This window comes from Pseudomonas sp. LB3P31, assembly GCF_054897945.1.
The window spans coordinates 332,317-352,547 of the sequence record NZ_CM142710.1 but is presented as its reverse complement, the minus strand read 5'-3'; the positions used below and the strand labels follow the sequence as shown (position 1 = coordinate 352,547).

Genomic DNA, 20,231 nt, shown 5'->3' with positions numbered 1-20,231 from the left:
TCTAATCTATTTGCAGCGCCCGCTAAAAGATCCAACCCATGGACGAGCCATGACGGCACAGCAAAAATCCAAGATCGTACTTTTTATCGTTGGCCTGGTCGTTGCTGCGGTCGGCGTCCTCTCCTATCAGCTGATTCAATGGAAAGTCGCCGACAGCCAGAAAAAAGCTGCGCTGTGCGTTGATGCCAAGCAGACCATGCAAAACCTGGAGATCCGCGCCCGGGCGCTGGCCTCCGGACTGACTGTCGAGGCGTATGCCAAGGCTGAAGCCGATGAGGTGGCGGCGCTGATAGAGGCACTCGATGCCGCGCGCGACGATGCCGAAGTCAATGCGGTGATCGACGCCCACGCCGCGGTGCTGGAGGCCAAGGGTGCAGCGATTGATGCGCAGGTGGGTACCGGAGGCGATCAGACATTCCTCGAACAACGCCTGGTGAAGCAGCGTATCCCGGTCGACGTCAAACAGGAACTGCGCCGCACTGCAAAGGCCGTGAGCGACGCTTGTCGCTAACCCAGGTCAACGCTCTGCGGTGCATGCAGGGCCAGGGCCATTCCCAGCGACGCCAGGTACTCGCCAAAACCACCCTTGCACTTGTAATCCTTGCGCGCACTGGTCACCACCGGGTTGGATGCGGTCCAGACGATGCGCGCGCTGATTCGCTCGAGGTCCGCCACCAGGTGCACGTCTTCATGGGCCGCCAGGTGCTGGAAACCCCCGGCGTTTTTATACGCATCGGCACTCAGGCCGAGGTTGGCGCCGTGGATGTGCCGATGATTCTCGATGAATTGGTAGCGTTCCAGGTACCGGGAGCGAACGCCCTCCCCATGTTCCCCCCAACTGTCCACTTCAACCGTGCCGCACACGGCGTCAGCCATGCAGTCGAGTTGTCGGGCAATCCAGTCGGCCGGCACCACGGTGTCGGCATCGGTAAACGCCAGCCATTGCGCCCCCGCCTCCAGCAATTGTTCGGCGCCAGCCGCCCGGGCCTTGCCGACATTCCTGAAGCAGACCTTGAGCGTCGGCACTTGCATCGCGCCGACCCGTTCGACGGTGTCATCCGAACAGTCATCCAGCACCACCAGCACGCGCACCTCGCGACCTTGCAGGCCAGGGTGTTGCGCGGCAATCAGGATCGACGCCAGGCACGCGCTGATGTGCTGTTCTTCGTTGTGAGCGGGTATGACAACACCGATCATTGGCGGCCCCTCGGATGCGCGAAGTATGGGTTCCCAGTTATCGACACTTCGCGTCATCAGAAGGTTTAAAGAATGTACGGTACGGTTTCAAGGCAGCGGCTCTGGCTCCGGCCGATCCTGCACCCACTGCCAGAACAGCTGGTACCCGACAGCCAGCACCACCGGCCCGATAAACAGCCCGATGATGCCGTTGGACACCATGCCGCCCAGGGCGCCGATCAGGATCACCGGCATCGGCACATCCACCCCGCGGCCCAGCAGCATCGGCTTGAGCACGTTGTCCACCAGCCCGGCGACGAACACGTAGATGGCAAAGATGATGGTCCCGGTGGTCGCGCCTTCAGTGGCGAACACGAAGGCAATCACCGGCAGGGTGATCAGGGTCACCGGCAGCTGCATGATGCCCAGCAGCAACACTGCCAGCGCCAGCAGGCCCGCACCAGGCACGCCCTTGAAGACAAAACCGAGGCCCACCAGCAGCATCTGGATAAAGGCGATGCCGACGACTCCGAGCGCAACCGCGCGAATGGTCGCTGTACACAATTCGGCAATTTTCGGCCCCCTGGCCGGGCCGCTGAGCCGCGAAAAAATCTGCACCGCACTGCGCGCGCCGCCTTCGCCGTGGGCCATGAAGATCCCGGCGATGATCAGGGCGAAGATGAACATGAGGAAGCCCATGCCAACCCCCGCCAACTTGCTCAACAGGCCCAGGCTGTAATGCTTGATCTGCGGGATGTATTTGGCGGTCAAATCTGGCAGGTCGGTGGAGGCCTGTAGCCAGAGGTCGGAAAGCGGCTTGCCGATTACAGGCCAGTCGGCCACTGAGGGAATTGGCGGCGGGACGTGAACGCCTCCTTCCTTGACCAGCACCATTGCATGCTCAACCGAATCGGCAATCGAAGTACCGAGCAGATAGACCGGTACCATCAGGATCACGATCGCGATCAGAACGATCAGGGTCGCCACATGCCCGGGCTTGTGCCCGCCCCGCCTCATCAGCCGGGTTTGCAGCGGGTACAGAGTGATCGCGAGAATCAGCGACCACAGCATCAGGTCGCGAAACGGGCTGAAGATCTCGAAGCAGAACAGCACCAGAACGGTAATCAGCCCTGCTCGAATCAGGACGTCGAGAAGGGTGCGGGTTAGCGCCTTCTCGTTTATCAGAGTGGGTACCATTGATGGCTCCATTGGGGGGTCTCGTAAGTGTTCGCTCAGCATAGACGCTCGATGAACTGTACGTGGGCTCAGCGCAGCTTCAGCGGATCGACCAGCCCCGCCGCAATGGCCATGCCGACCAGGTCGGGCAAGGTGGTGGCCTGCATGCGCTTCATCACGCGGGAGCGATAGAGGTCGACGGTCTTGGCACTGACCCCCAGTTGCTCGGCAATTTCCCGGGTGGTGTAGCCCTGCACCAGTGGCACCAGTACATCGCGCTCGCGGGGAGTCAGGGTCAGCAACCGCGCCCGCAAGGCGTCGTGGCCCTGGTTGCCGGAGCGGTTGACCGCGCTGTTGCTGAGCGCCTGTTGCACGCTGTCCAGCAGCAGCTGCTCGTTGTAGGGCTTCTCGATGAAATCGTGGGCCCCGGCCTTGAAAGCCCGAACTACGATCGGCACATCAGCGTGGCCGCTGACGAAGATGATCGGCAGGTTGAGCCCGCGAGTGCGCATTTCTTCCTGCACGTTGAGGCCGCCCATGCCCGGCATGCGCACATCGAGCAGGACGCAGGCGTCGAGGCTGGCATCACAGGCGTCGAGAAACTCGACGCCGCTGGTGAATGCCAGGGCCTTGAGACCGACGGACTCGAGTAACCACACCGTTGAATCAAGCATCCCCTGGTCATCGTCGACCACGTAGACCACGTGCTCCATCAGAGCTGCCATTGCATTATTCCTGTTGTTGTCGGGTCGAGCCGGCAAGCGGCAGACGGCACATCATTATCAGCCCACGCGGCTGGCGCCTGGCCTGCAGCGCACCACCGAAACCTTCGATGATGCTGCGACTCATGGACAGGCCCAGGCCCAGGCCATCGGCCTTGCTGGTGTAGAACGGAGTGAAGATCTGTTCCAGTTCGGCTTCGCTGACACCTGGCCCCTGATCCTGCACATTGATTTCCACGGCTGCACTGCCGCCAAGCTGCGCAGCCATGACGATCAACGAAGGCTGGCCGGGATGTTGTTCGCGATTGGCATCGATGGCATTGCGCAGGACGTTGAGCAGCACCTGCTCCAGCAAGACGCGGTCGGCGTAAACCGGCGGCAGATTATCCGGCAGTCGGTCCTCGATTGTCACTTGGCAATTGCTCGCCTCCCAGGCGCACAGGCGTACCGCTTCGCGGGCCACGTCGGCGATGTCCAGGGCCTGCATGCGGCGCTGGCCCTTGCGTAAAAAAGCGCGCAGGCGGCGGATCACTTCGGAGGCATGGGTAGCGTGATGGTTGATGCGCTCCAGGCCCTGTGCAACCCGTTCAGCGGCCTGGGGATTGGAATCCAGCGACTGCAGATAACGCTGGCTGGCGCTGGCGTAATTGACCACTGCGGCGAGTGGCTGGTTGATTTCATGGGCAATGCCCGAGGCCAGTTCCCCCAGGGTCACCAGCCGCGCGGTGTGCGCCAGTTCGTCCTGGTGGCGGCGCTGCTGGGTTTCGCGCAGTTCGCGTTCGGTCATGTCCCGCGCGACCAGTGAGTAATAGCGCTCTCCGCCGGCAGCGCGGTGAGCCAGCAGCACCAGCGAAACCGGTACGCCAGTGCCGCCGCCGCGCGGCAGCAGCCGGGCATCGGTGCTCCACACGCCATCGCGTTCGGCGGCGTCCCAACCCTGGCGCTGCAGGCGCACCAGGTCGGCGCTGGCGAACAGCTCTTCGAGGCGCGGCATCGGATGCGCCTCTTCAATGCCAAGGATGCGGCGCGCCGCCGGGTTGAGGTAGGTGACGTGGCCGTCGGGGTCGATAAACAGCACCGGGTCGGTGTTGGCCTCGACCACTTCGGCCAGGCGCCGTTTGTTCTCTTCGGCCTGGACCCGGGCGGTGATGTCCCGCGACACGCTGACCACTTCCACCACGGTGCCGGTGTAGGTTTCTCGAATAGCGCGGCTGGCGGTTTCGAACCACAGGTAGTGGCCGTCGCGATGGCGAATGCGATAGGTCATGGTGTGATAACCATCTTGCTCGAGCGCATCGCGCGCCCGTTGCACCAGGCCGGCCAGGTCCTGGCCATGGAACAGGCCCTGGGCGAGTAGCCCGCGCAGCTCTTCCGGCCAGTAGCCGAGCAAGGTCCAGGACGCCGGCGAGGCATCGAGGAAACGCCCGTCGGGGGTGTGCCGGGAAATCAGGTCGGTGGTATTTTCGATGATCAGCCGATACAGCCGGCGCGCCGTGGCGGCTTCACGCTCGGCCAGCACCTGTGCCGTAGCATCGCGACAGCGGGCGAGTACGCGGTTGTCCTGGGGGTCGGGGATAAACGTCCAGATCAGCACCTGGGACTCGAACTGCGCCTCGACGCCTTCGATGGCGCGCTGCTGGTCAAGGCAGGCGCGCACCAGCACCCGATGATTGACCGGCAGAAAGCCCAGCACGTCGCTCAGCGGCTTTTCCGCCAGCATCGCCAGCAGCGCCGCGTTGAATTCTTGCGGCCGGCCCTGAGCATCCAGCAACAGCCCCGGTTGCGGGTCGTGGCCCAACAGCGGCGAACCGCGCAACATGCCGTTGACGCTGCTGAGCAAGGTCGTCAGCAAATCGCGCACCCAGCCCAGCCAGTCGAAGCTCACCCCCTCGCAGACTTCCACCAGCAACAGACCCGCCTGGCCAGGCTGCAACGCCAGATCGAACACCTGACCATGGCTGATGGCCGCTCGACGCAGGCGCCCGGCCAGCCAGCAATCCAATTGCCGCACTTGCGCCAGGTCCAGGCGCCCGGCGTCGACCAGGGCCTCGAACAGCAACTGGTCGCTGGCCAGCGCCGGATCGCCCTGGCCCGGCGGAAAATGCTGAGCTGCGCCCTCATGACTGTAGATGCCGGCCTGGGGCTGCCAGCTCAGGTACACCGCACGCCGCACCTCGGGACAGTCCTGCAAGGCCCGGCACAACGCATCGGCGCGGGCGGCCATTGGCACACCCTCGCGTTGCAGGCGCAACCAGCTGTGCAGTCGAACGGGAGTCAAGGTCATCGCAGGTCCGCTTTGAGGTGGAGGACAAGGATATACCGGCAATGGAGGCTCGGCGGCATAGATTTGGAAGAGCAAGAATAACATATAGTATATATACTATACGCTATAGGTTGTACTTCCATATCCATGGCTGAATGTTATATAAAGCACACCGGACATAAAAGATGCACGCAGCGGCGACGCTGACGGGCCATCTGTAGAGCTAACAATCAGCCACCGAGTACCCGCACATGTCGATCTATGAACAAGGGCTAGGCCCTTCGGCTGTCAACCACATCGCTCTATCGCCACTGAGCTTCATCGAGCGCACTGCCAGCGTTTATCCGCACTACCCTGCCGTGATCCACGGTTCGATCCGCCGCACCTGGGCGCAAACCTACACCCGCTGCCGCCGCCTGGCTTCGGCACTGGCGGGTCGCGGCATCGGCAAGAACGACACGGTGGCGGTGATGCTGCCGAATATTCCGGAAATGCTCGAAGTGCACTTCGGCGTGCCAATGATCGGCGCCGTGCTCAACCCGCTCAACGTGCGCCTGGACGCCGAAGCCATTGCGTTCATGCTCCAGCATGGCGAAGCCAAGGTGCTGATCACCGACCGCGAATTCCATGACGTTATTCACGCGGCGATCGGCATGCTCGACCATCCGCCGCTGGTGATCGACGTCAATGACCCGGAATATGGCGAAGGTCAAGCCGTCAGCAAACTGGACTACGAGGCATTGCTGGCCGAAGGCGATCCGGCGTTCGACTGGAAATGGCCGGTGAATGAATGGCAGGCCATCTCGCTGAACTACACCTCCGGCACCACCGGCAACCCGAAGGGTGTGGTCTACCACCATCGAGGCGCCTATTTGAATGCCCTCGGCAACCAGATGACCTGGGCCATGGGCAACCATCCGGTGTACCTCTGGACCCTGCCGATGTTTCATTGCAACGGCTGGTGCTACCCCTGGACCATTACCGCGCTGGCGGGTGTGCATGTGTTCCTGCGCCGGGTCGATCCGCAGAAAATTCTCACCCTGATCCGCGAACACCAGGTCACTCACCTGTGCGGCGCGCCGATTGTGCTCAACGCGCTGGTAAACATGCCGGAATCGGCCAAGGCCGCCATCGATCACCCGGTCAACGCCATGGTCGCCGGCGCTGCGCCGCCGGCCAAGGTGATTGGCGCCGTGGAGCAGATGGGCATCAAGGTCACCCACGTGTATGGCCTGACCGAAACCTATGGCCCGGTAACGCTCTGCGCCTGGCACAGCGAATGGGATGAATTGCCGCTGGAAGACCGCGCGCAGATCAAGTCCCGCCAGGGCGTACGCTACCCGACACTCGAAGGGGTGATGGTTGGCGATTCGAAGACCCTCGAACCGACCCCGCGCGATGGACAGACCATCGGCGAGGTGTTCATGCGCGGCAATACCGTGATGAAGGGCTACCTGAAAAATCCCACCGCCACCGCCGAGGCCTTCGAAGGCGGCTGGTTTCATACCGGCGACCTGGCGGTGTGTCACCCCGACGGCTATGTCGAGATCAAGGACCGGCTCAAGGACATCATCATTTCCGGTGGCGAGAACATCTCCACCATTGAACTCGAAGGTGTGCTGTATCGACATCCCGGTGTGATGGAAGCGGCAGTCGTCGCCCGGCCCGATGAAAAATGGGGGGAAACTCCCTGCGCGTTCATCTCGCTCAAGGCCGATCACCAGGACGTTCGCGAGGCCGACATCATCAGTTTCTGCCGTGAACACCTGGCCGGCTTCAAAGTCCCGCGCACAGTGATCTTCACCCTGCTGCCGAAGACCTCGACCGGAAAAGTGCAGAAGTACGTCCTGCGCGACAGGGCCAAGGCGCTCTAACCCGAACAACGCGTCAACTCCTCAGGCGGCAGGTGCATTCCTGCCGCTTCGGGTTCGTGCGGGGCGAATTTGGCCTCGCGCCTCACACCGATAACAACAACACAAGGTGGAGCTACCCATGAAAGACATCCATTCAACCGATACCCAACGCTGCGAAAGGATTCGGGCCAACCCGAAATTCCTGCAACTGGTCAGCAGCCGTTCGCGCCTGGCCTGGTCACTCAGTGCTGCGGTGCTGGGCACCTATTACCTGTTCATGCTGGTGGTGGCGTTCTTCCCGCAATGGCTGCATGCACCACTCGCCGAGCATCGCATGCTGACCCTCGGCATGCCGGTGGGCGCGGCGATCATCGTGTTTTCCTGGTTACTGACGGGCTGGTACGTGTACCGCGCCAACACCCGCTTCGATGCGCTGGGCGCGGCCATTCTCGAGGAGAGCAAGTGATGAGTATCCTGCGCAAACTACTGGCAGCTGCCACCGGCCTGCTGCCCGCGACCCTGGTATGGGCCGCACCACTGACCGGCGTAGCTGAAAAACAACCAATGAACCTGCACGCGATCGGCATGTTTTTCGTGTTCGTCCTTGGCACTCTGGCCATTACCTGGTGGGCCGCACGCCAGACCAAATCCACCGCCGATTTCTACACCGCCGGCGGTGGCATTACCGGCTTCCAGAACGGCCTGGCCATTGCCGGCGACTATATGTCCGCCGCCACACTGCTGGGGCTGTCGAGCCTGGTGTTCGCCAAGGGCTACGACGGTTTTATCTACACCATCGGCTTTTTTGTCGGCTGGCCGATCATCACCTTCCTGATGGCCGAGCGGCTGCGTAATCTGGGGCGCTACACCTTCGCCGATATCGTTTCCTATCGCCTGGACCAGAACAAAGTACGGATCTTCGCCGCCTTCGGTTCGCTGACCGTGGTGTGCTGCTACCTGATCGTGCAGATGGTCGGTGCCGGCCAGTTGATCAAGCTGCTGTTCGGCCTCGACTACCCGGTGGCCGTGGTGATCGTCGGCGCACTGATGCTGGTGTACGTGATTTTCGGCGGCATGATCGCCACCACCTGGGTGCAGATCATCAAGGCCGTGTTGCTACTCGCTGGCGGCACCACCCTGGCGGTGATGGCCATGTCGCAGTTCGGTTTCAGCTACGAGGCCCTGGCCACCCGGGCAGTCGAGGCGCATGCCAGCGGCTGGAACATCATGGGGCCGGGTTCAATGCTGGCCGACCCGATCAACACCGCCTCGATGTCCCTGGGGTTGGTATTCGGCATTGCCGGATTGCCGCACATCCTGATGCGTTTCTTCACTGTGCCCAATGCCAAGGAAGCGCGTAAATCGGTGTTCTACGCCACCGGTTTCATCGGTTTCTTCTTCCTGGTGGTCTGCACCCTCGGCTTCGCTGCGATGGTGATCATCGGGACGGACCCGCAGTACTACGTCAACGGCGAAGTCGGCGGCACCCTGGTGGGTGGCGGCAACATGGTCGCCATGCACCTGGCCAAGGCAGTGGGCGGCAACCTGTTCTTCGGTTTCCTCTCGGCCGTGGCCTTCGCCACCATCCTGGCGGTGGTGTCGGGGCTGGCACTGGCCGGTGCTTCGGCAATTTCCCATGACCTGTACGCCACGGTCTTCAAGAAAGGCAAGGCCACCGAGAAGCAGGAAATGCGCGTGACCCGCATGGCCACTGTGGGCCTGGGCATCATCGCAATTCTGCTGGGCATCCTGTTCGAGAAGATGAATGTCGCGTTCCTGGTAGGCCTGACTTTCGGCATCGCCGCGTCGACCAACTTCCCGGTGCTGATCATGGCCATGTACTGGAAGGGCCTGACCACCAAAGGCGCGATCATCGGCGGCTTTGCCGGGTTGATCTGCGCGCTGGTGCTGGTGATCCTTTCGCCTGCCGTCTGGGTCACCGTGCTCGGCCATGCCCACGCGATCTTCCCTTACGACCACCCTGCCCTGTTTTCCATGCCGCTGGCGTTCCTGGTGATCGTCGTGGTGTCGAAACTCGATCGCAGCGTGCGGGCCGACAAGGAGCGTGATGCCTACGCCGACCAGTTTGTCCGCGCCCAAACCGGCCTTGGCGCCGCCAGCGCTTCAAGTCATTGATTGACCGGGCGCGGCTGCTTGAACAGGCCGCCGCGCCCATCGTCCAACTGTGAGGTTCACGTTATGCCCGAATTCAACGCCCCGCTGCGCGACATGCGCTTTGTCCTGCACGAAGTGTTCGACGCCCCGGCCCTGTGGGCGCGCCTGCCGGCCCTGGCCGACAACGTCGACGCCGCCACCGCCGATGCGATTCTCGAGGAAGCGGCCAAGGTCACGTCGCACCTGATCGCGCCGCTCAACCGCAGCGGCGACGAAGAAGGCGCTCAATGGCAGGACGGCCAGGTCAGTACGCCGATCGGTTTTAAACAGGCCTACAGCACCTACATCGAAGGCGGCTGGGTCGGCCTGTCGGGCAACACCGATTTTGGCGGCATGGGCATGCCGAAGATGCTCGCCGTGCAATTCGAAGAAATGCTCTACGGCGCCAACTCGAGCTTCGCCCTGTACTCGGCACTAAGCTCCGGCGCCTGCCTGGCACTGGATGCCCACGCCAGCGAAACCCTGAAACGCCTTTACCTGCCGCCGATGTATGAAGGTCGCTGGGCCGGCTCCATGTGCCTGACCGAAGCCCACGCCGGCACCGACCTGGGCTTGATCCGCACTCGCGCCGAACCTCAGGCTGACGGCAGTTTCCATATCACCGGCAGCAAGATCTTCATCACCGGTGGTGATCAGGACCTGACCGAGAACATCATCCATCTGGTGCTGGCCAAACTGCCGGATGCACCGGCCGGGCCAAAGGGTATCTCACTGTTTGTGGTGCCCAAGGTACGGGTGAACGCCGACGGTTCCCTCGGTGCCGCCAACGCCGTGAGTTGCGGTTCGATCGAACACAAGATGGGCATCAAGGCCTCGGCCACCTGCGTGATGAACTTCGACGGCGCCAGCGGCTGGCTGGTCGGTGAGGCCAACAAGGGCCTGGCAGCGATGTTCACGATGATGAACTACGAGCGCCTGTCCATTGGCATCCAGGGCATCGGCTGCGCTGAAGCGTCCTACCAGAGCGCGCTGACGTACGCCCGTGAACGGGTGCAAAGCCGCGCGCCGACTGGCGCCATCGCTCCCGACCAGGTGGCCGACCCGATCATCGTTCACCCGGATGTGCGCCGCATGCTGCTGAGCATGAAAGCCATGACCGAAGGCGGTCGGGCGTTTGCCAGCTACGTCGGCCAGCAACTGGACCTGGCGAAGTTTGCCGATGATGCAGAAGAACGTGACAGCGCACAGAACCTGGTGGCGTTGCTGACCCCGGTGGCCAAGGCGTTTTTTACCGACAGTGGCCTGGAAAGCTGCATCCATGGCCAGCAGGTGTTCGGTGGTCATGGCTACATCCGCGAGTGGGGCCAGGAACAACTGGTGCGCGACGTACGGATTGCGCAGATCTACGAAGGCACCAACGGCATCCAGGCGCTGGACCTGCTCGGGCGCAAGGTGGTGGCCAATCACGGCGTAGTGCTGCGCCAGTTCACTGACGAGATCCGCCGGTTCACCGACCAGCCCGATGCACCTTACGTGACGCAGCTGCTCGATGCCGTACGACGCCTGGAAAACCTCAGTGACTGGGTGCAGGACCAGGCCGAGACCAACCGCAACGAAATCGGCGCGGCGTCGGTGGAGTATCTGCATCTGTTCGGCTACGTCGCCTATGCCTGGCTCTGGGCACGCATGGCCCACGTCGCCGGAAAAAAACGCAGCACCGACGACAGTTTTTACGGCGCGAAGATTGCCACCGCCGACTTCTACATCCACCGCCTGCTCCCGCGCATCCTGAGCCTGGAGCAATCGATTCGCGCCGGCAGCGCCTCGCTGTACGGCCTGACGGCTGAACAGTTTTAACGATTGAACCGCGCGCGGCGTCTTGCTCCTCTCTTTGGGCGTCGCGTTTTTTCTTCGAACAGCCCTCGCCGCCCGGCGGGGGTCGCCAGATCCGTTTTCTCATAATAAGAACAAAGGGGCTTTACCATGGATCGTCACACCCGCACTCTCGCGACCCGACTGCTGCTGGCCGGGGGCGTCATCAGCCTCGCGGCTCCCGCCTCTGCGGACTTTATCAAGGACAGCAAAGCCAGCGTCGAACTGCGCAACTTCTACTTCAACCGCGACTTTCGCCAGGACAACGCCGCGCAATCGAAACAGGAGGAATGGGCCCAGGGTTTTCTCCTTCGCTTCGAATCGGGCTTCACCGCAGGCACCATCGGCGTCGGCTTCGACGCCATCGGGTTGCTCGGGGTCAAACTCGATTCCAGCCCTGATCGCGCCGGCTCCGGCTTGCTAAAACGACATGGCGATATCAGCCAGGGCGCACAGGACGAGTACGCGGAAGTTGGCCTGACCGCAAAACTGCGCGCAGCTAAAAGTGTGCTGAAACTGGGCACACTGATGCCCAAGCTGCCGACGCTGCTGGCCAACGATTCGCGCCTATTGCCACAGACTTTCCAGGGCGGCCAGTTGAGCTCCCTGGACATCCAGGGCCTGGCCGTGGATGCCGGGCGCCTGACCCAGGTCAACCAGCGGGACTCTTCCGATTACGAGGACATGGGCATCACACGTACGGGGGCGAAAGGCATCACCACCCGCAACCTGACCAGCGACAGCTTTGATTTCGCCAGCTTGAACTACAAGTGGACACCGGACCTGGCCACCGGCTACAGCTACGGCCACCTGGACAATTTCTACAGCCAGCATCTGGTTAACCTGACCTACGTCCTGCCCGTTACGGTCGGCCAGTCGTTGAAAACCGACCTGCGCTTCGCCCGCTCCACCGACGATGGCGGCAGCAATGTCGACAACAATGCGCTGGGCGCGATGTTCACCTACAGCCTGGGCGGACATGCCTTCGGCTTGGGCTACCAGGGCATGAGCGGCGACACCGGTTATGCCTATGTCAATGGCACCGATGCGTTCCTGGTGAACTTCGTGCAGATCGGTGACTTCGCCAGCAAGGACGAAAAATCCTGGCAGGCGCGGTACGACTACAACTTCGCGGCCATGGGTATCCCTGGCTTGACCTTCATGACTCGCTATATCACCGGGTCCGACATCGACCTGGGCAATAATCGCCCCGAAGGCAAGGAATGGGAGCGCGACACCGACATCGGCTACGTGGTGCAAAGCGGGCCGCTTAAGAATGTCGGGGTGAAATGGCGCAACGCGACCGTGCGCTCGAGCCACTTTGGCAGCGACCTGGATGAGAACCGCTTGATTGTCAGCTATACCCTGCCGATCTGGTGAGCACGAGTTCGTCCCCACGCCCTGTGGGGACGATTGGCGAAGGCGCGCGCAACGGCACTGGCGATGAGAGTAGGATAAGATGCCTGCCAACCAGGCCCGCCGCGAGACGCCCCGCATGACCGATATCACTCCCCGCCTGATCAAGAAATACCCCAACCGCCGCCTCTATGACACCCACACCAGCAGTCACCTGACGCTGGCGGATATTCGTCAATTGGTGGTCGACAAGGTGGTGTTTCAGGTCGTTGACGCCAAGACTGGCGAGGACCTGACGCGCAGCATCCTGCTACAGGTCATCCTGGAAGCAGAAAGCGGTGGCGAGCCGATTTTCACCAGCGAGATGCTGATGGGCATTATCCAGTTCTACGGTCCCTATCAAGGTGTGCTCGGCAGTTATCTGGACAAGAGCATCCAGACCGTGATCGATATCCAGTCGCAGACCGGCGCGCAATCTTCCGAAGCCTGGAGCACCTTCATGCACCAGCAGGCGCCGGTGATGCAGGACCTGATGCGCCAGTACGTCGATCAGTCCAAGGCGCTTTACCTCAACACCCAGAACCTGTTTGGCATGTTCGGCGCAAAGCCGGATACCGAAAACGGACCGAAAAAAAATGGCGACGGGGAATAACCCATCGCCATCGGTGCCGCTGGCCTGATCTGACTTACTTGTTACCGCTGGTAGCCTTACCGCTGGCTTCTGGTGCGGCCTTTGCCGGTGCGACGGCTGCTGCGGTCGCTGCGGTGAAACCACTCTGAGCCACATCCGCGGCCTGCTTCGCGGCTTTCTGTGCGCTTTCAAACACGGTGCCGGCATTGGCCAGGCCCGACTTGAAGGCGGCGACTACTGGCTCTGAACCGGCTGGCGCATTTTTGCTCAAGGTCTCGACAAACTCTTGAACCTGCTGGGTCCCGCTCTCGACCTGGCTCGAACTCAGCTTGGCGATATCCGCCTGGGTGTCAACGATCAGCGCTTGAACCTGGCGGTTGAACTCGGCCAGGCGTTCGCCCTGCGCGCTCGGCTGGGTGAACGAAGCCTGCAGGTCGGCGAAACCCTGTGGATCACGCACGGCCAGCAACTTGCGCACACCAGCGAAGTGTTCCTCGGTGGAGTCGCGCAGTGCCTTGAACTGCAACTGGCTCAGTTGTTCAACGCTGGCGAAGACTTTGCCGCTGATTTGCTGCAAAAGATCGAGGTTGGCTTTCTGGGCGGTCTGCAGTTTTTCCGAATTGAAAAAAGACATGCTGGAATCTCCTGGTACTGGAAGGCCCGAAGGGCCAAGGACGCGACGGCGATCCTGCAGTCATCGCGTTAGTGTTGATATTGCAGTGCACAAAAGCGTTTGGCAACGGGTATTTTGTGCGGCGCACAATTAATCGTGTTCGCCTCGCTGCTATTGGCGCTAGACTCCTGTTCATCGGGCATCCCGTTGGATTTTGTTAGCGCCAAGGGGCAGCTCCCATGCAGGGCGTCAGGAGAACACCATGGACCAGGCAGAAAATATTGCAGCGCACGATAACACGCCAAACACGCCGCCCGACTTGCTCGCACACCTGAACCAGCTGCAGCAGCTCAACCTGCGCAACGTGCTGAGCGCAGTGCATGAGCGCCAGGCCAGCACCTTTGCGCCATCAAGGCTGGAACAACTCAGGCAACCCACCGTCGCCGACTGGCAGCAATACCTGACCGATCTCGGCCAACGCAGCCTGCTGTTCTGGGACACCCTGCGCCAGCGCGGCGACAACACCCTGGCGCATGAACGCGCCGGGTATCCGCTGCTGCTCAAGTTCGACCATGAACTGCTGCTCGCCGGCGAGGACCTGCCGCGCCCGGTCAATTACTCGCTGCTGAAAATCTTTGATCGCCCGGGCCAACCCATCGACCCCGGCCAGCCGCCGGTGATCATCATCGATCCGCGGGGCGGTCATGGCTCAGGTATCGGCGGTTTCAAACAGGACTCGCTGATCGGCGAAAGCTTGCGGGCCGGGCATCCCACCTACTTCATCGCATTCAGCCACGCGCCCAGCCCAGGGCAGACCCTGTACGACATCGTGCAGGCACAGGCGCAATTCATCGCAATGATCAGCGCCCGCCACCCTGACTGCGCCAAGCCGGTGGTCATCGGCAACTGCCAGGCCGGTTGGGCACTGATGAGCCTGGCGGCCCTGAGGCCGGAGCTGCCAGGCCTGATCATCGTCAACGGCGCGCCGCTGTCCTATTGGGCCGGCACCCATGGGCGCAACCCGATGCGTTACACCGGCGGCCTGCTGGGCGGCGGCTGGATGGCGCGGCTGGGCAGCGACCTGGGTAATGCGCGGTTCGACGGCACCTGGCTGGTGAGCAATTTCGAAAGTCTCGACCCGGCGAATGCCTGGTGGGGCAAGTACTATCACCTGTACCGCGAGGTCGACAGCGAGGCCGAACGTTTTCTCGACTTCGAGCGCTGGTGGGGCAGCCCGACCCTGCTCAATGGCGAAGAGATCGAGATGATCGTCGACCAATTGTTCATCGGCAACCAACTGTCCGGTGGCGTCGGGCGCAAGAGCAACGGCCTGGACCTCAAGCGCATCGAAGTGCCGGTGGTAGTGTTTTGCTCCGCTGGCGACAACATTACTTCGCCGCAACAGGCGCTGGACTGGATCACTGATCTCTACCCAAGCGATGCCGCACTGAGCGCTGCCGGCCGCACCATCGTCTACCTGCGCCATGCCAGCATCGGGCACCTGGGAATCTTCGTCTCCGGCGAAGTGGCCCGCCGCGAGCACCGTGAGCTGCTGGGCGCGGTTGACACGATCAATGCATTGCCGCCGGGGCTGTATGAAATGCTGATCGAGGATTTGCCGGAACACGCGCCGACGCCCTATTCGGTGCGCTTCGAACCGCGCTGCATCGCTGACATCCATGGCGATACGCAGGCACCTCGCAATAACGAGCGCGAGTTCGCATTAGTCGAACGCGCCTCTTCCTTCAACAACTGCGTTTACGATGCCTGGGTCCGCCCATTGATGCGGCAGGTGATCAATGAACCGGCGGCCGAGCTGCTGCGCCGGACGCATCCGTTCCATCAGCAGCAATTGCTGTGGAGCAGCCTCAACCCGGCACTGTGGTGGCTGGCGGCAGGCGCGGCCGAGGCCCGGGGAAATCGCCAGTGCGCCAGCGCGGACAACCCATTGCTCGCCTGGCAGGACCTGTATTCCGATCAGTTGCAGGATGCCTTCAACGGCTACCGCGATGTGCGAGATGCCGCTCAGGAAATGAGTTTCTACGGGGTGTATGGCGCGCTGGACGGTCTCATCGGCGATCGATGAAGGGCTCAACGCCGCGTCACACTGGCGCGGCTTCCTCGATCTCGAACGACTCATCAGCGCGATACTGCCCCGGCGTCATGCCAAACCAGCGGCTGCAGGCCTTGTTGAAGCTGCTGTGATCATGGAAACCGAGCAGGTACGCCACATGCTTCATGTTGAAGTGCGAATGGCGCAGGTAGAAATCCGCCAGCTGGCGGCGCACCGCATTTTGCACATCCTTGAACTGCGCACCATCCTTTTCCAGCGCCCGTTGCAGCGTACGCTTGCTGATGTTCAGCGCCGCCGCGATGGACTCCATGTCGCATAGGCCCTGGCCCTGGCTGAGGCGCTCGGTAATCAGCGCGCGAATCCTGCCGAGCATGGTAAAACCGAACAACAGGTCCAGTTGCGCCTCGGCAAAACTGTCGTGTACCAGTGCCAACGCTTCGTTGGCCATGCTCAAAGGCCGCAGCAGTTCCTGCCCATCGAACAGGATGCTGTCGTAGGCCGAGCCGAAATGCAGCTCGCAGCCGAACAGGCGCTGATGTTCTGAAGTATCTGGCGGCTCGGGATAGCTGAACTCAACACTGATGGGTTGCGGCAACTTGCCGTCACCCAGCCAGCGACAGATACCCAGCAGCGAGGCCAGGCCGGCATCGGCATATTGTCGGGGCTTGATCGAGCCGGACTGCTGGTGGTCGAGTGACGCCAGGCGGTAGTGGCCCTGCTCCGGCACGAAAAACAGACTGAAGCCGGTGCCGATCAACGGGCTGAATCGCACCAGTCGTTCGAGGGCGCGTTTCAGATTGAGGCTGGACATCATGGTGTAGCCGACGATCTGGAAACTGCGGGGATGGAAATGCCCATAGGCTTTGAGGCCGATGTCCGGGTCCGCACTGGCCTGGGCGGCCAGTTGCCACAGGCGATAGATCACCCTGCGCTCACACAGCGCCCCCGGGATGCTGGCGAGCGTCATGTCCAGTCCGGCATCGTGGCACAAGCTGGCAACATCCAGCCCTTCGGCCGAGAGCGTGTTGACCAGCACATTGGCGTAGCCTGAACTCATTCTGTACATGGTGTCCTCGATGACGTGGGTGCTGGACACGCGTGCAGCTGATGATAGGCGCCGGCCTGCTTCGGGGTGTTGATCTGTGTCGGATATGCGAGGACTTTGTCCTCGAACGCAGCCTCGCGTGGCTCGGCAGCTGCTACAACCTCCTGGCGGCTTGGCGCCGTTGGACACCAGACAGTCACCCTGCAACACTTCCGCACGACCCGGCGATCGCCAACACTCACCCATCTTGCAGCGCAAAACAATAAAAGCCACGGACTGTATGAAGTCGCTTGGTCGTATTGCGTTGTTCTCGGCAAATAGGGGTGGGATTTGATGGACAACAAAGCGCAAGCGTTCACTAGCTACTGGTCAGGCCAGGTCCCGTTCATTGCCTCCTTTGCAGTGCAACAATTACGACAGTGGGTCAGCAGTAATGCCTGGTTTACCGGGCAGGACTACGACGCCTGGTTCGAGCTGCCGCGCGCAACCCTCGATCGCCTGCAAGCCGAGTATCAGCAGCAATGGGCCGAGCTGGGCCAACGGGTGCTAAGCGGCCAGCCCTTCAGTTTTGAAGACCGACGATTTGCCAGCGGCAACTGGAGCCAGCCGCTGTACGGCTCTCTCGCGGCGTTTTACCTGCTCAACGCCGGCTTTCTGCTAAAGCTGCTCGATCAGTTGCCGATCGAGGCGAAAAAACCGCGCCTGCGCCTGCTGTATCTGGTGGAGCAAGCGATCGCGGCAGCTGCACCGAGTAATTGCCTGGCGAGTAATCCCGACGCATTGCAACGGTTGGTCGACACCCAGGGCAGCAGTTTGCTCACGGGCTTGTTGCATCTGGCCAGCGATCTGCAGGAAGGCAAGATGCGCCAGTGCGACCGCGATGCTTTCAAGGTCGGCGTCGACCTGGCCAACACGCCCGGGCAAGTCGTATTCGAGAATTCGCTGTTCCAGCTGATTCAGTACTGCCCGCAAGCACCAACCAGCTATCGGCGCCCGGTGTTCATCGTGCCACCGTCGATCAACAAGTTCTACATCCTCGATTTGCGCCCGGACAACTCGATGGTCGGCCACTTGCTGCAACAGGGACATCCGGTGTTCCTGATGTCGTGGCGCAACTTTGATCAGGCACACGCCGGCACCACCTGGGACGATCTGATCGAAACCGGCATCATCCAGGCGCTGCAAGTCACTCGCGAAATCAGCGGCGAGCCGCGGCCCCACTGCGTAGGGTTTTGCATCGGCGGCACGCTGTTGAGCACGGCACTGGCCGTGTTGGCAGCCCGTGGTGATCGCGAGATCGCCAGCCTGAGCCTGCTGACCACCTTCCTCGATTACCGCGACACCGGCCCCATCGACATCTTCGTCGACGAACAGCTGGTGGCTCACCGCGAGCGCACCATTGGCGGCATCGACGGCCCGATTGGCCTGTTCAAGGGCGAGGACATGGGCAACACTTTTTCACTGCTGCGCCCCAATGACCTGTGGTGGAACTACAACGTCGACAAATACCTCAAGGGCCAGAAACCCAATGCCCTCGACCTGCTGTTCTGGAACAACGACAGCACCAACCTGCCAGGCCCGTTGTACTGCTGGTACCTGCGGCATACCTACCTGCAGAACGACCTGAAATCGGGCGAGCTGCAGTGTTGCGGGGTCAAACTGGACCTTCGCATCATCGAGACGCCCGCCTACATCCTGGCTACCCACGACGACCACATCGTGCCGTGGCGCAGTGCCTATGCCAGCACTGAACTGCTCGGCGGCCCCACACGTTTCGTGCTGGGAGCGTCTGGGCATATCGCTGGCGTGATCAATCCGCCGGCCCGGGAAAAACGCCATTACTGGACCCATGATCAGATCACCCTGGATCCGGATGCCTGGTTCGAAAATGCCCGGCAGCACCCGGGAAGCTGGTGGAATGACTGGTTTGCCTGGCTCGCCGAACACGCCGGTGAGCGCCAGCCATCGGTGCAGCAGATGGGCAATGCGCAGTACCCGGCACTGGAACCGGCACCGGGGCGTTATGTCATGCAGTGAATACGTGGCTCAGACAGGGGTTGGGCGTTTATCATGGGCGCCATTCCACCCCTGCCTCTAATGAGCACCTGCATGACTTTCGATTTTGATCAGGTCTACGACCGCCACGACACCGGCAGCACCAAATGGAGTCGTTACCCGAACGATGTGCTGCCGATGTGGGTCGCCGACATGGACTTCGCCGCACCACCAGTGATCATCCAGGCGCTGCAAAAACGCCTGGAGCATCCGTTGCTGGGCTACAGCGTGTGCCAGGACAATCTGCGTGAAGCGATCGTTGCCGATCTGTGGCACAAGTACGCCTGGCGCGTCGATCCCCAGGCACTGATCTTCCTGCCGGGTGTTGAATCGGGATTCAACATGGCGTTGAAGGCGCTGGTCCAAGTGCAACAGAACGTCGTGGTGCAGGTGCCCAATTACCCGCCGCTGCGCCATGCACCCGGGCATTGGGGGCTGAACAAGGTCGAGCTGGGTTTCGATGCCCAGGCGGATGGCAGCTACAGCACTCCACTCGATACCCTGCGCCAGGCACTGAAAGGTGGCGGCGCCTTGCTGCTGAGCAATCCGCACAATCCACTGGGCAAGGCGTTTGGCCGGGAAGAGCTGCAAGCGGTGGCTGATATCTGCGTCGAGCAGGACGCCTGGATCATCTCTGACGAGATCCACGCCGAGCTGTGCTTTGACGGTCGTGTGCACATTCCCACGGCGTCGCTTGGCGCAGACATTGCCCGGCGCACCATCACCTTGATGTCTGCGAGCAAGGCCTACAACATTGCCGGCCTCAAGACTTCTTTCATGATTATCGAAGATCCGGCGGTGCGCGCGCAGGTCAACCACGCTCGCTGTGGCATGGTCGACAGCGTCAACCCCCTGGGGCTGGAAGCTACCCGAGTCGCCTATAGCGAAGCCGGGCCGTGGCTGGCTGAACTGAAAACCTACCTGCAAGCCAACCGCGACTGGCTGGTGCAGGCCGTGCACAGCCGCTTGCCGGGGGTGAGCATGAATGTGCCGCAGAGTACCTACCTGGCCTGGCTCGATTGCTCGGCATTGGGCCTGGCCAATCCGCAGCAATTTTTCCTCGAACAGGCCAAGGTCGGTTTGAGTGCGGGCCTGGATTTTGGCGACCAGCATCAGCAATTCGTGCGCCTCAACTTCGGTTGCCCGCGGTCGTTGCTGGAAGAAGGGATCGCCCGTATGGAACGCGCCCTGAATTCCTGATCTTGGTGGGAGCAAGGCTTGCCCGCGAATGCGATGCTGAATGCATTGGCGCCATCGCGGGCAAGCCTTGCTCCCACAGG

At 61.8% G+C, this 20,231-nt stretch carries 16 protein-coding genes; 10 read left to right on the top strand and 6 right to left on the bottom strand.

The annotated features are described in order from the left end of the window. The first annotated feature begins 49 nt into the window (after positions 1-49). The gene (locus ACYZTK_RS01445) at positions 50-511 is read left to right on the top strand and encodes a hypothetical protein (protein WP_462012805.1); all 462 of its coding nucleotides are present in this window, start codon (positions 50-52) and stop codon (positions 509-511) included. On the opposite strand, the gene ACYZTK_RS01440 is transcribed toward ACYZTK_RS01445, so the two are convergent. The 4 genes from ACYZTK_RS01440 to ACYZTK_RS01425 form a co-directional block, all read right to left on the bottom strand. After that, positions 508-1,197 (bottom strand): glycosyltransferase family 2 protein, encoded by a 690-nt coding sequence (locus ACYZTK_RS01440; RefSeq protein WP_462012804.1) that lies wholly within the window; start codon positions 1,195-1,197, stop codon positions 508-510. The two genes, ACYZTK_RS01445 and ACYZTK_RS01440, sit on opposite strands and share 4 nt — an antisense overlap. Before the next feature lie 87 nt (positions 1,198-1,284). Then, a complete protein-coding gene (locus ACYZTK_RS01435) occupies positions 1,285-2,373 on the bottom strand; it encodes an AI-2E family transporter (protein WP_462012803.1) in 1,089 nt (362 codons plus the stop codon). A gap of 68 nt (positions 2,374-2,441) precedes the next feature. Continuing rightward, positions 2,442-3,077, bottom strand: coding sequence for a response regulator transcription factor (locus ACYZTK_RS01430; protein ID WP_462012802.1), 636 nt, complete (start codon positions 3,075-3,077; stop codon positions 2,442-2,444). Positions 3,078-3,081: 4 nt separating this feature from the next. Further along, on the bottom strand, positions 3,082-5,358 hold the full coding sequence (locus ACYZTK_RS01425; protein WP_462012801.1) for a PAS domain-containing sensor histidine kinase: 2,277 nt from the start codon (positions 5,356-5,358) through the stop codon (positions 3,082-3,084). A gap of 230 nt (positions 5,359-5,588) precedes the next feature. Here ACYZTK_RS01425 and ACYZTK_RS01420 point away from each other — a divergent pair, with 230 nt between their 5' ends. The 6 genes from ACYZTK_RS01420 to phaR all read left to right on the top strand — a co-directional run bounded on the left by ACYZTK_RS01420 (position 5,589) and on the right by phaR (position 13,185). Beyond that, positions 5,589-7,211 (top strand): acyl-CoA synthetase, encoded by a 1,623-nt coding sequence (locus ACYZTK_RS01420; RefSeq protein WP_462012800.1) that lies wholly within the window; start codon positions 5,589-5,591, stop codon positions 7,209-7,211. Between the two features lie 118 nt (positions 7,212-7,329). Beyond that, positions 7,330-7,656 (top strand): DUF485 domain-containing protein, encoded by a 327-nt coding sequence (locus tag ACYZTK_RS01415; RefSeq protein ID WP_462012799.1) that lies wholly within the window; start codon positions 7,330-7,332, stop codon positions 7,654-7,656. Then, positions 7,656-9,326 carry a cation acetate symporter gene (locus ACYZTK_RS01410; RefSeq protein ID WP_462012798.1) on the top strand — a complete coding sequence of 557 codons (1,671 nt, stop codon included), beginning with the start codon at positions 7,656-7,658 and terminating at the stop codon, positions 9,324-9,326. Before ACYZTK_RS01415 ends, ACYZTK_RS01410 begins: the two co-directional genes overlap by 1 nt. A gap of 63 nt (positions 9,327-9,389) precedes the next feature. Next, positions 9,390-11,162, top strand: coding sequence for an acyl-CoA dehydrogenase C-terminal domain-containing protein (locus ACYZTK_RS01405; protein WP_462012797.1), 1,773 nt, complete (start codon positions 9,390-9,392; stop codon positions 11,160-11,162). 126 nt (positions 11,163-11,288) lie between these two features. Further along, positions 11,289-12,557 (top strand): OprD family porin, encoded by a 1,269-nt coding sequence (locus tag ACYZTK_RS01400; protein ID WP_462012796.1) that lies wholly within the window; start codon positions 11,289-11,291, stop codon positions 12,555-12,557. A gap of 79 nt (positions 12,558-12,636) precedes the next feature. Then, entirely contained in the window at positions 12,637-13,185 is a 549-nt protein-coding gene (phaR, locus tag ACYZTK_RS01395; RefSeq protein ID WP_462012795.1) for a polyhydroxyalkanoate synthesis repressor PhaR, read from the top strand. Positions 13,186-13,219: 34 nt separating this feature from the next. Here the strand turns inward: phaR and phaP are convergent, their stop codons facing one another. After that, complete coding sequence (phaP, locus tag ACYZTK_RS01390; protein WP_462012794.1) at positions 13,220-13,798, bottom strand: TIGR01841 family phasin; 579 nt, start codon at positions 13,796-13,798, stop codon at positions 13,220-13,222. A 241-nt stretch (positions 13,799-14,039) separates the two neighbouring features. Here phaP and ACYZTK_RS01385 point away from each other — a divergent pair, with 241 nt between their 5' ends. After that, entirely contained in the window at positions 14,040-15,863 is a 1,824-nt protein-coding gene (locus tag ACYZTK_RS01385) for a DUF3141 domain-containing protein (RefSeq protein WP_462012793.1), read from the top strand. A 16-nt stretch (positions 15,864-15,879) separates the two neighbouring features. On the opposite strand, the gene ACYZTK_RS01380 is transcribed toward ACYZTK_RS01385, so the two are convergent. Beyond that, positions 15,880-16,917 carry an AraC family transcriptional regulator gene (locus ACYZTK_RS01380; RefSeq protein WP_462012792.1) on the bottom strand — a complete coding sequence of 346 codons (1,038 nt, stop codon included), beginning with the start codon at positions 16,915-16,917 and terminating at the stop codon, positions 15,880-15,882. Positions 16,918-17,229: 312 nt separating this feature from the next. On the opposite strand from ACYZTK_RS01380, the gene phaC reads away from it, so the two are divergent. Continuing rightward, positions 17,230-18,933, top strand: a complete 1,704-nt coding sequence (gene phaC, locus ACYZTK_RS01375) for a class I poly(R)-hydroxyalkanoic acid synthase (RefSeq protein ID WP_462012791.1) — start codon at positions 17,230-17,232, stop codon at positions 18,931-18,933. A 72-nt stretch (positions 18,934-19,005) separates the two neighbouring features. After that, positions 19,006-20,151 carry a MalY/PatB family protein gene (locus ACYZTK_RS01370; RefSeq protein WP_462012790.1) on the top strand — a complete coding sequence of 382 codons (1,146 nt, stop codon included), beginning with the start codon at positions 19,006-19,008 and terminating at the stop codon, positions 20,149-20,151. Positions 20,152-20,231: the final 80 nt, after the last annotated feature.

Coding starts and splice junctions, on each gene's coding strand:
- ACYZTK_RS01445 (WP_462012805.1), top strand. CDS start 50: ATGACGGCACAGCAAAAATCCAAGATCGTACTTTTTATCGTTGGCCTG.
- ACYZTK_RS01440 (WP_462012804.1), bottom strand. CDS start 1,197: ATGATCGGTGTTGTCATACCCGCTCACAACGAAGAACAGCACATCAGC.
- ACYZTK_RS01435 (WP_462012803.1), bottom strand. CDS start 2,373: ATGGTACCCACTCTGATAAACGAGAAGGCGCTAACCCGCACCCTTCTC.
- ACYZTK_RS01430 (WP_462012802.1), bottom strand. CDS start 3,077: ATGGCAGCTCTGATGGAGCACGTGGTCTACGTGGTCGACGATGACCAG.
- ACYZTK_RS01425 (WP_462012801.1), bottom strand. CDS start 5,358: ATGACCTTGACTCCCGTTCGACTGCACAGCTGGTTGCGCCTGCAACGC.
- ACYZTK_RS01420 (WP_462012800.1), top strand. CDS start 5,589: ATGTCGATCTATGAACAAGGGCTAGGCCCTTCGGCTGTCAACCACATC.
- ACYZTK_RS01415 (WP_462012799.1), top strand. CDS start 7,330: ATGAAAGACATCCATTCAACCGATACCCAACGCTGCGAAAGGATTCGG.
- ACYZTK_RS01410 (WP_462012798.1), top strand. CDS start 7,656: ATGAGTATCCTGCGCAAACTACTGGCAGCTGCCACCGGCCTGCTGCCC.
- ACYZTK_RS01405 (WP_462012797.1), top strand. CDS start 9,390: ATGCCCGAATTCAACGCCCCGCTGCGCGACATGCGCTTTGTCCTGCAC.
- ACYZTK_RS01400 (WP_462012796.1), top strand. CDS start 11,289: ATGGATCGTCACACCCGCACTCTCGCGACCCGACTGCTGCTGGCCGGG.
- phaR (WP_462012795.1), top strand. CDS start 12,637: ATGCCTGCCAACCAGGCCCGCCGCGAGACGCCCCGCATGACCGATATC.
- phaP (WP_462012794.1), bottom strand. CDS start 13,798: ATGTCTTTTTTCAATTCGGAAAAACTGCAGACCGCCCAGAAAGCCAAC.
- ACYZTK_RS01385 (WP_462012793.1), top strand. CDS start 14,040: ATGGACCAGGCAGAAAATATTGCAGCGCACGATAACACGCCAAACACG.
- ACYZTK_RS01380 (WP_462012792.1), bottom strand. CDS start 16,917: ATGTACAGAATGAGTTCAGGCTACGCCAATGTGCTGGTCAACACGCTC.
- phaC (WP_462012791.1), top strand. CDS start 17,230: ATGGACAACAAAGCGCAAGCGTTCACTAGCTACTGGTCAGGCCAGGTC.
- ACYZTK_RS01370 (WP_462012790.1), top strand. CDS start 19,006: ATGACTTTCGATTTTGATCAGGTCTACGACCGCCACGACACCGGCAGC.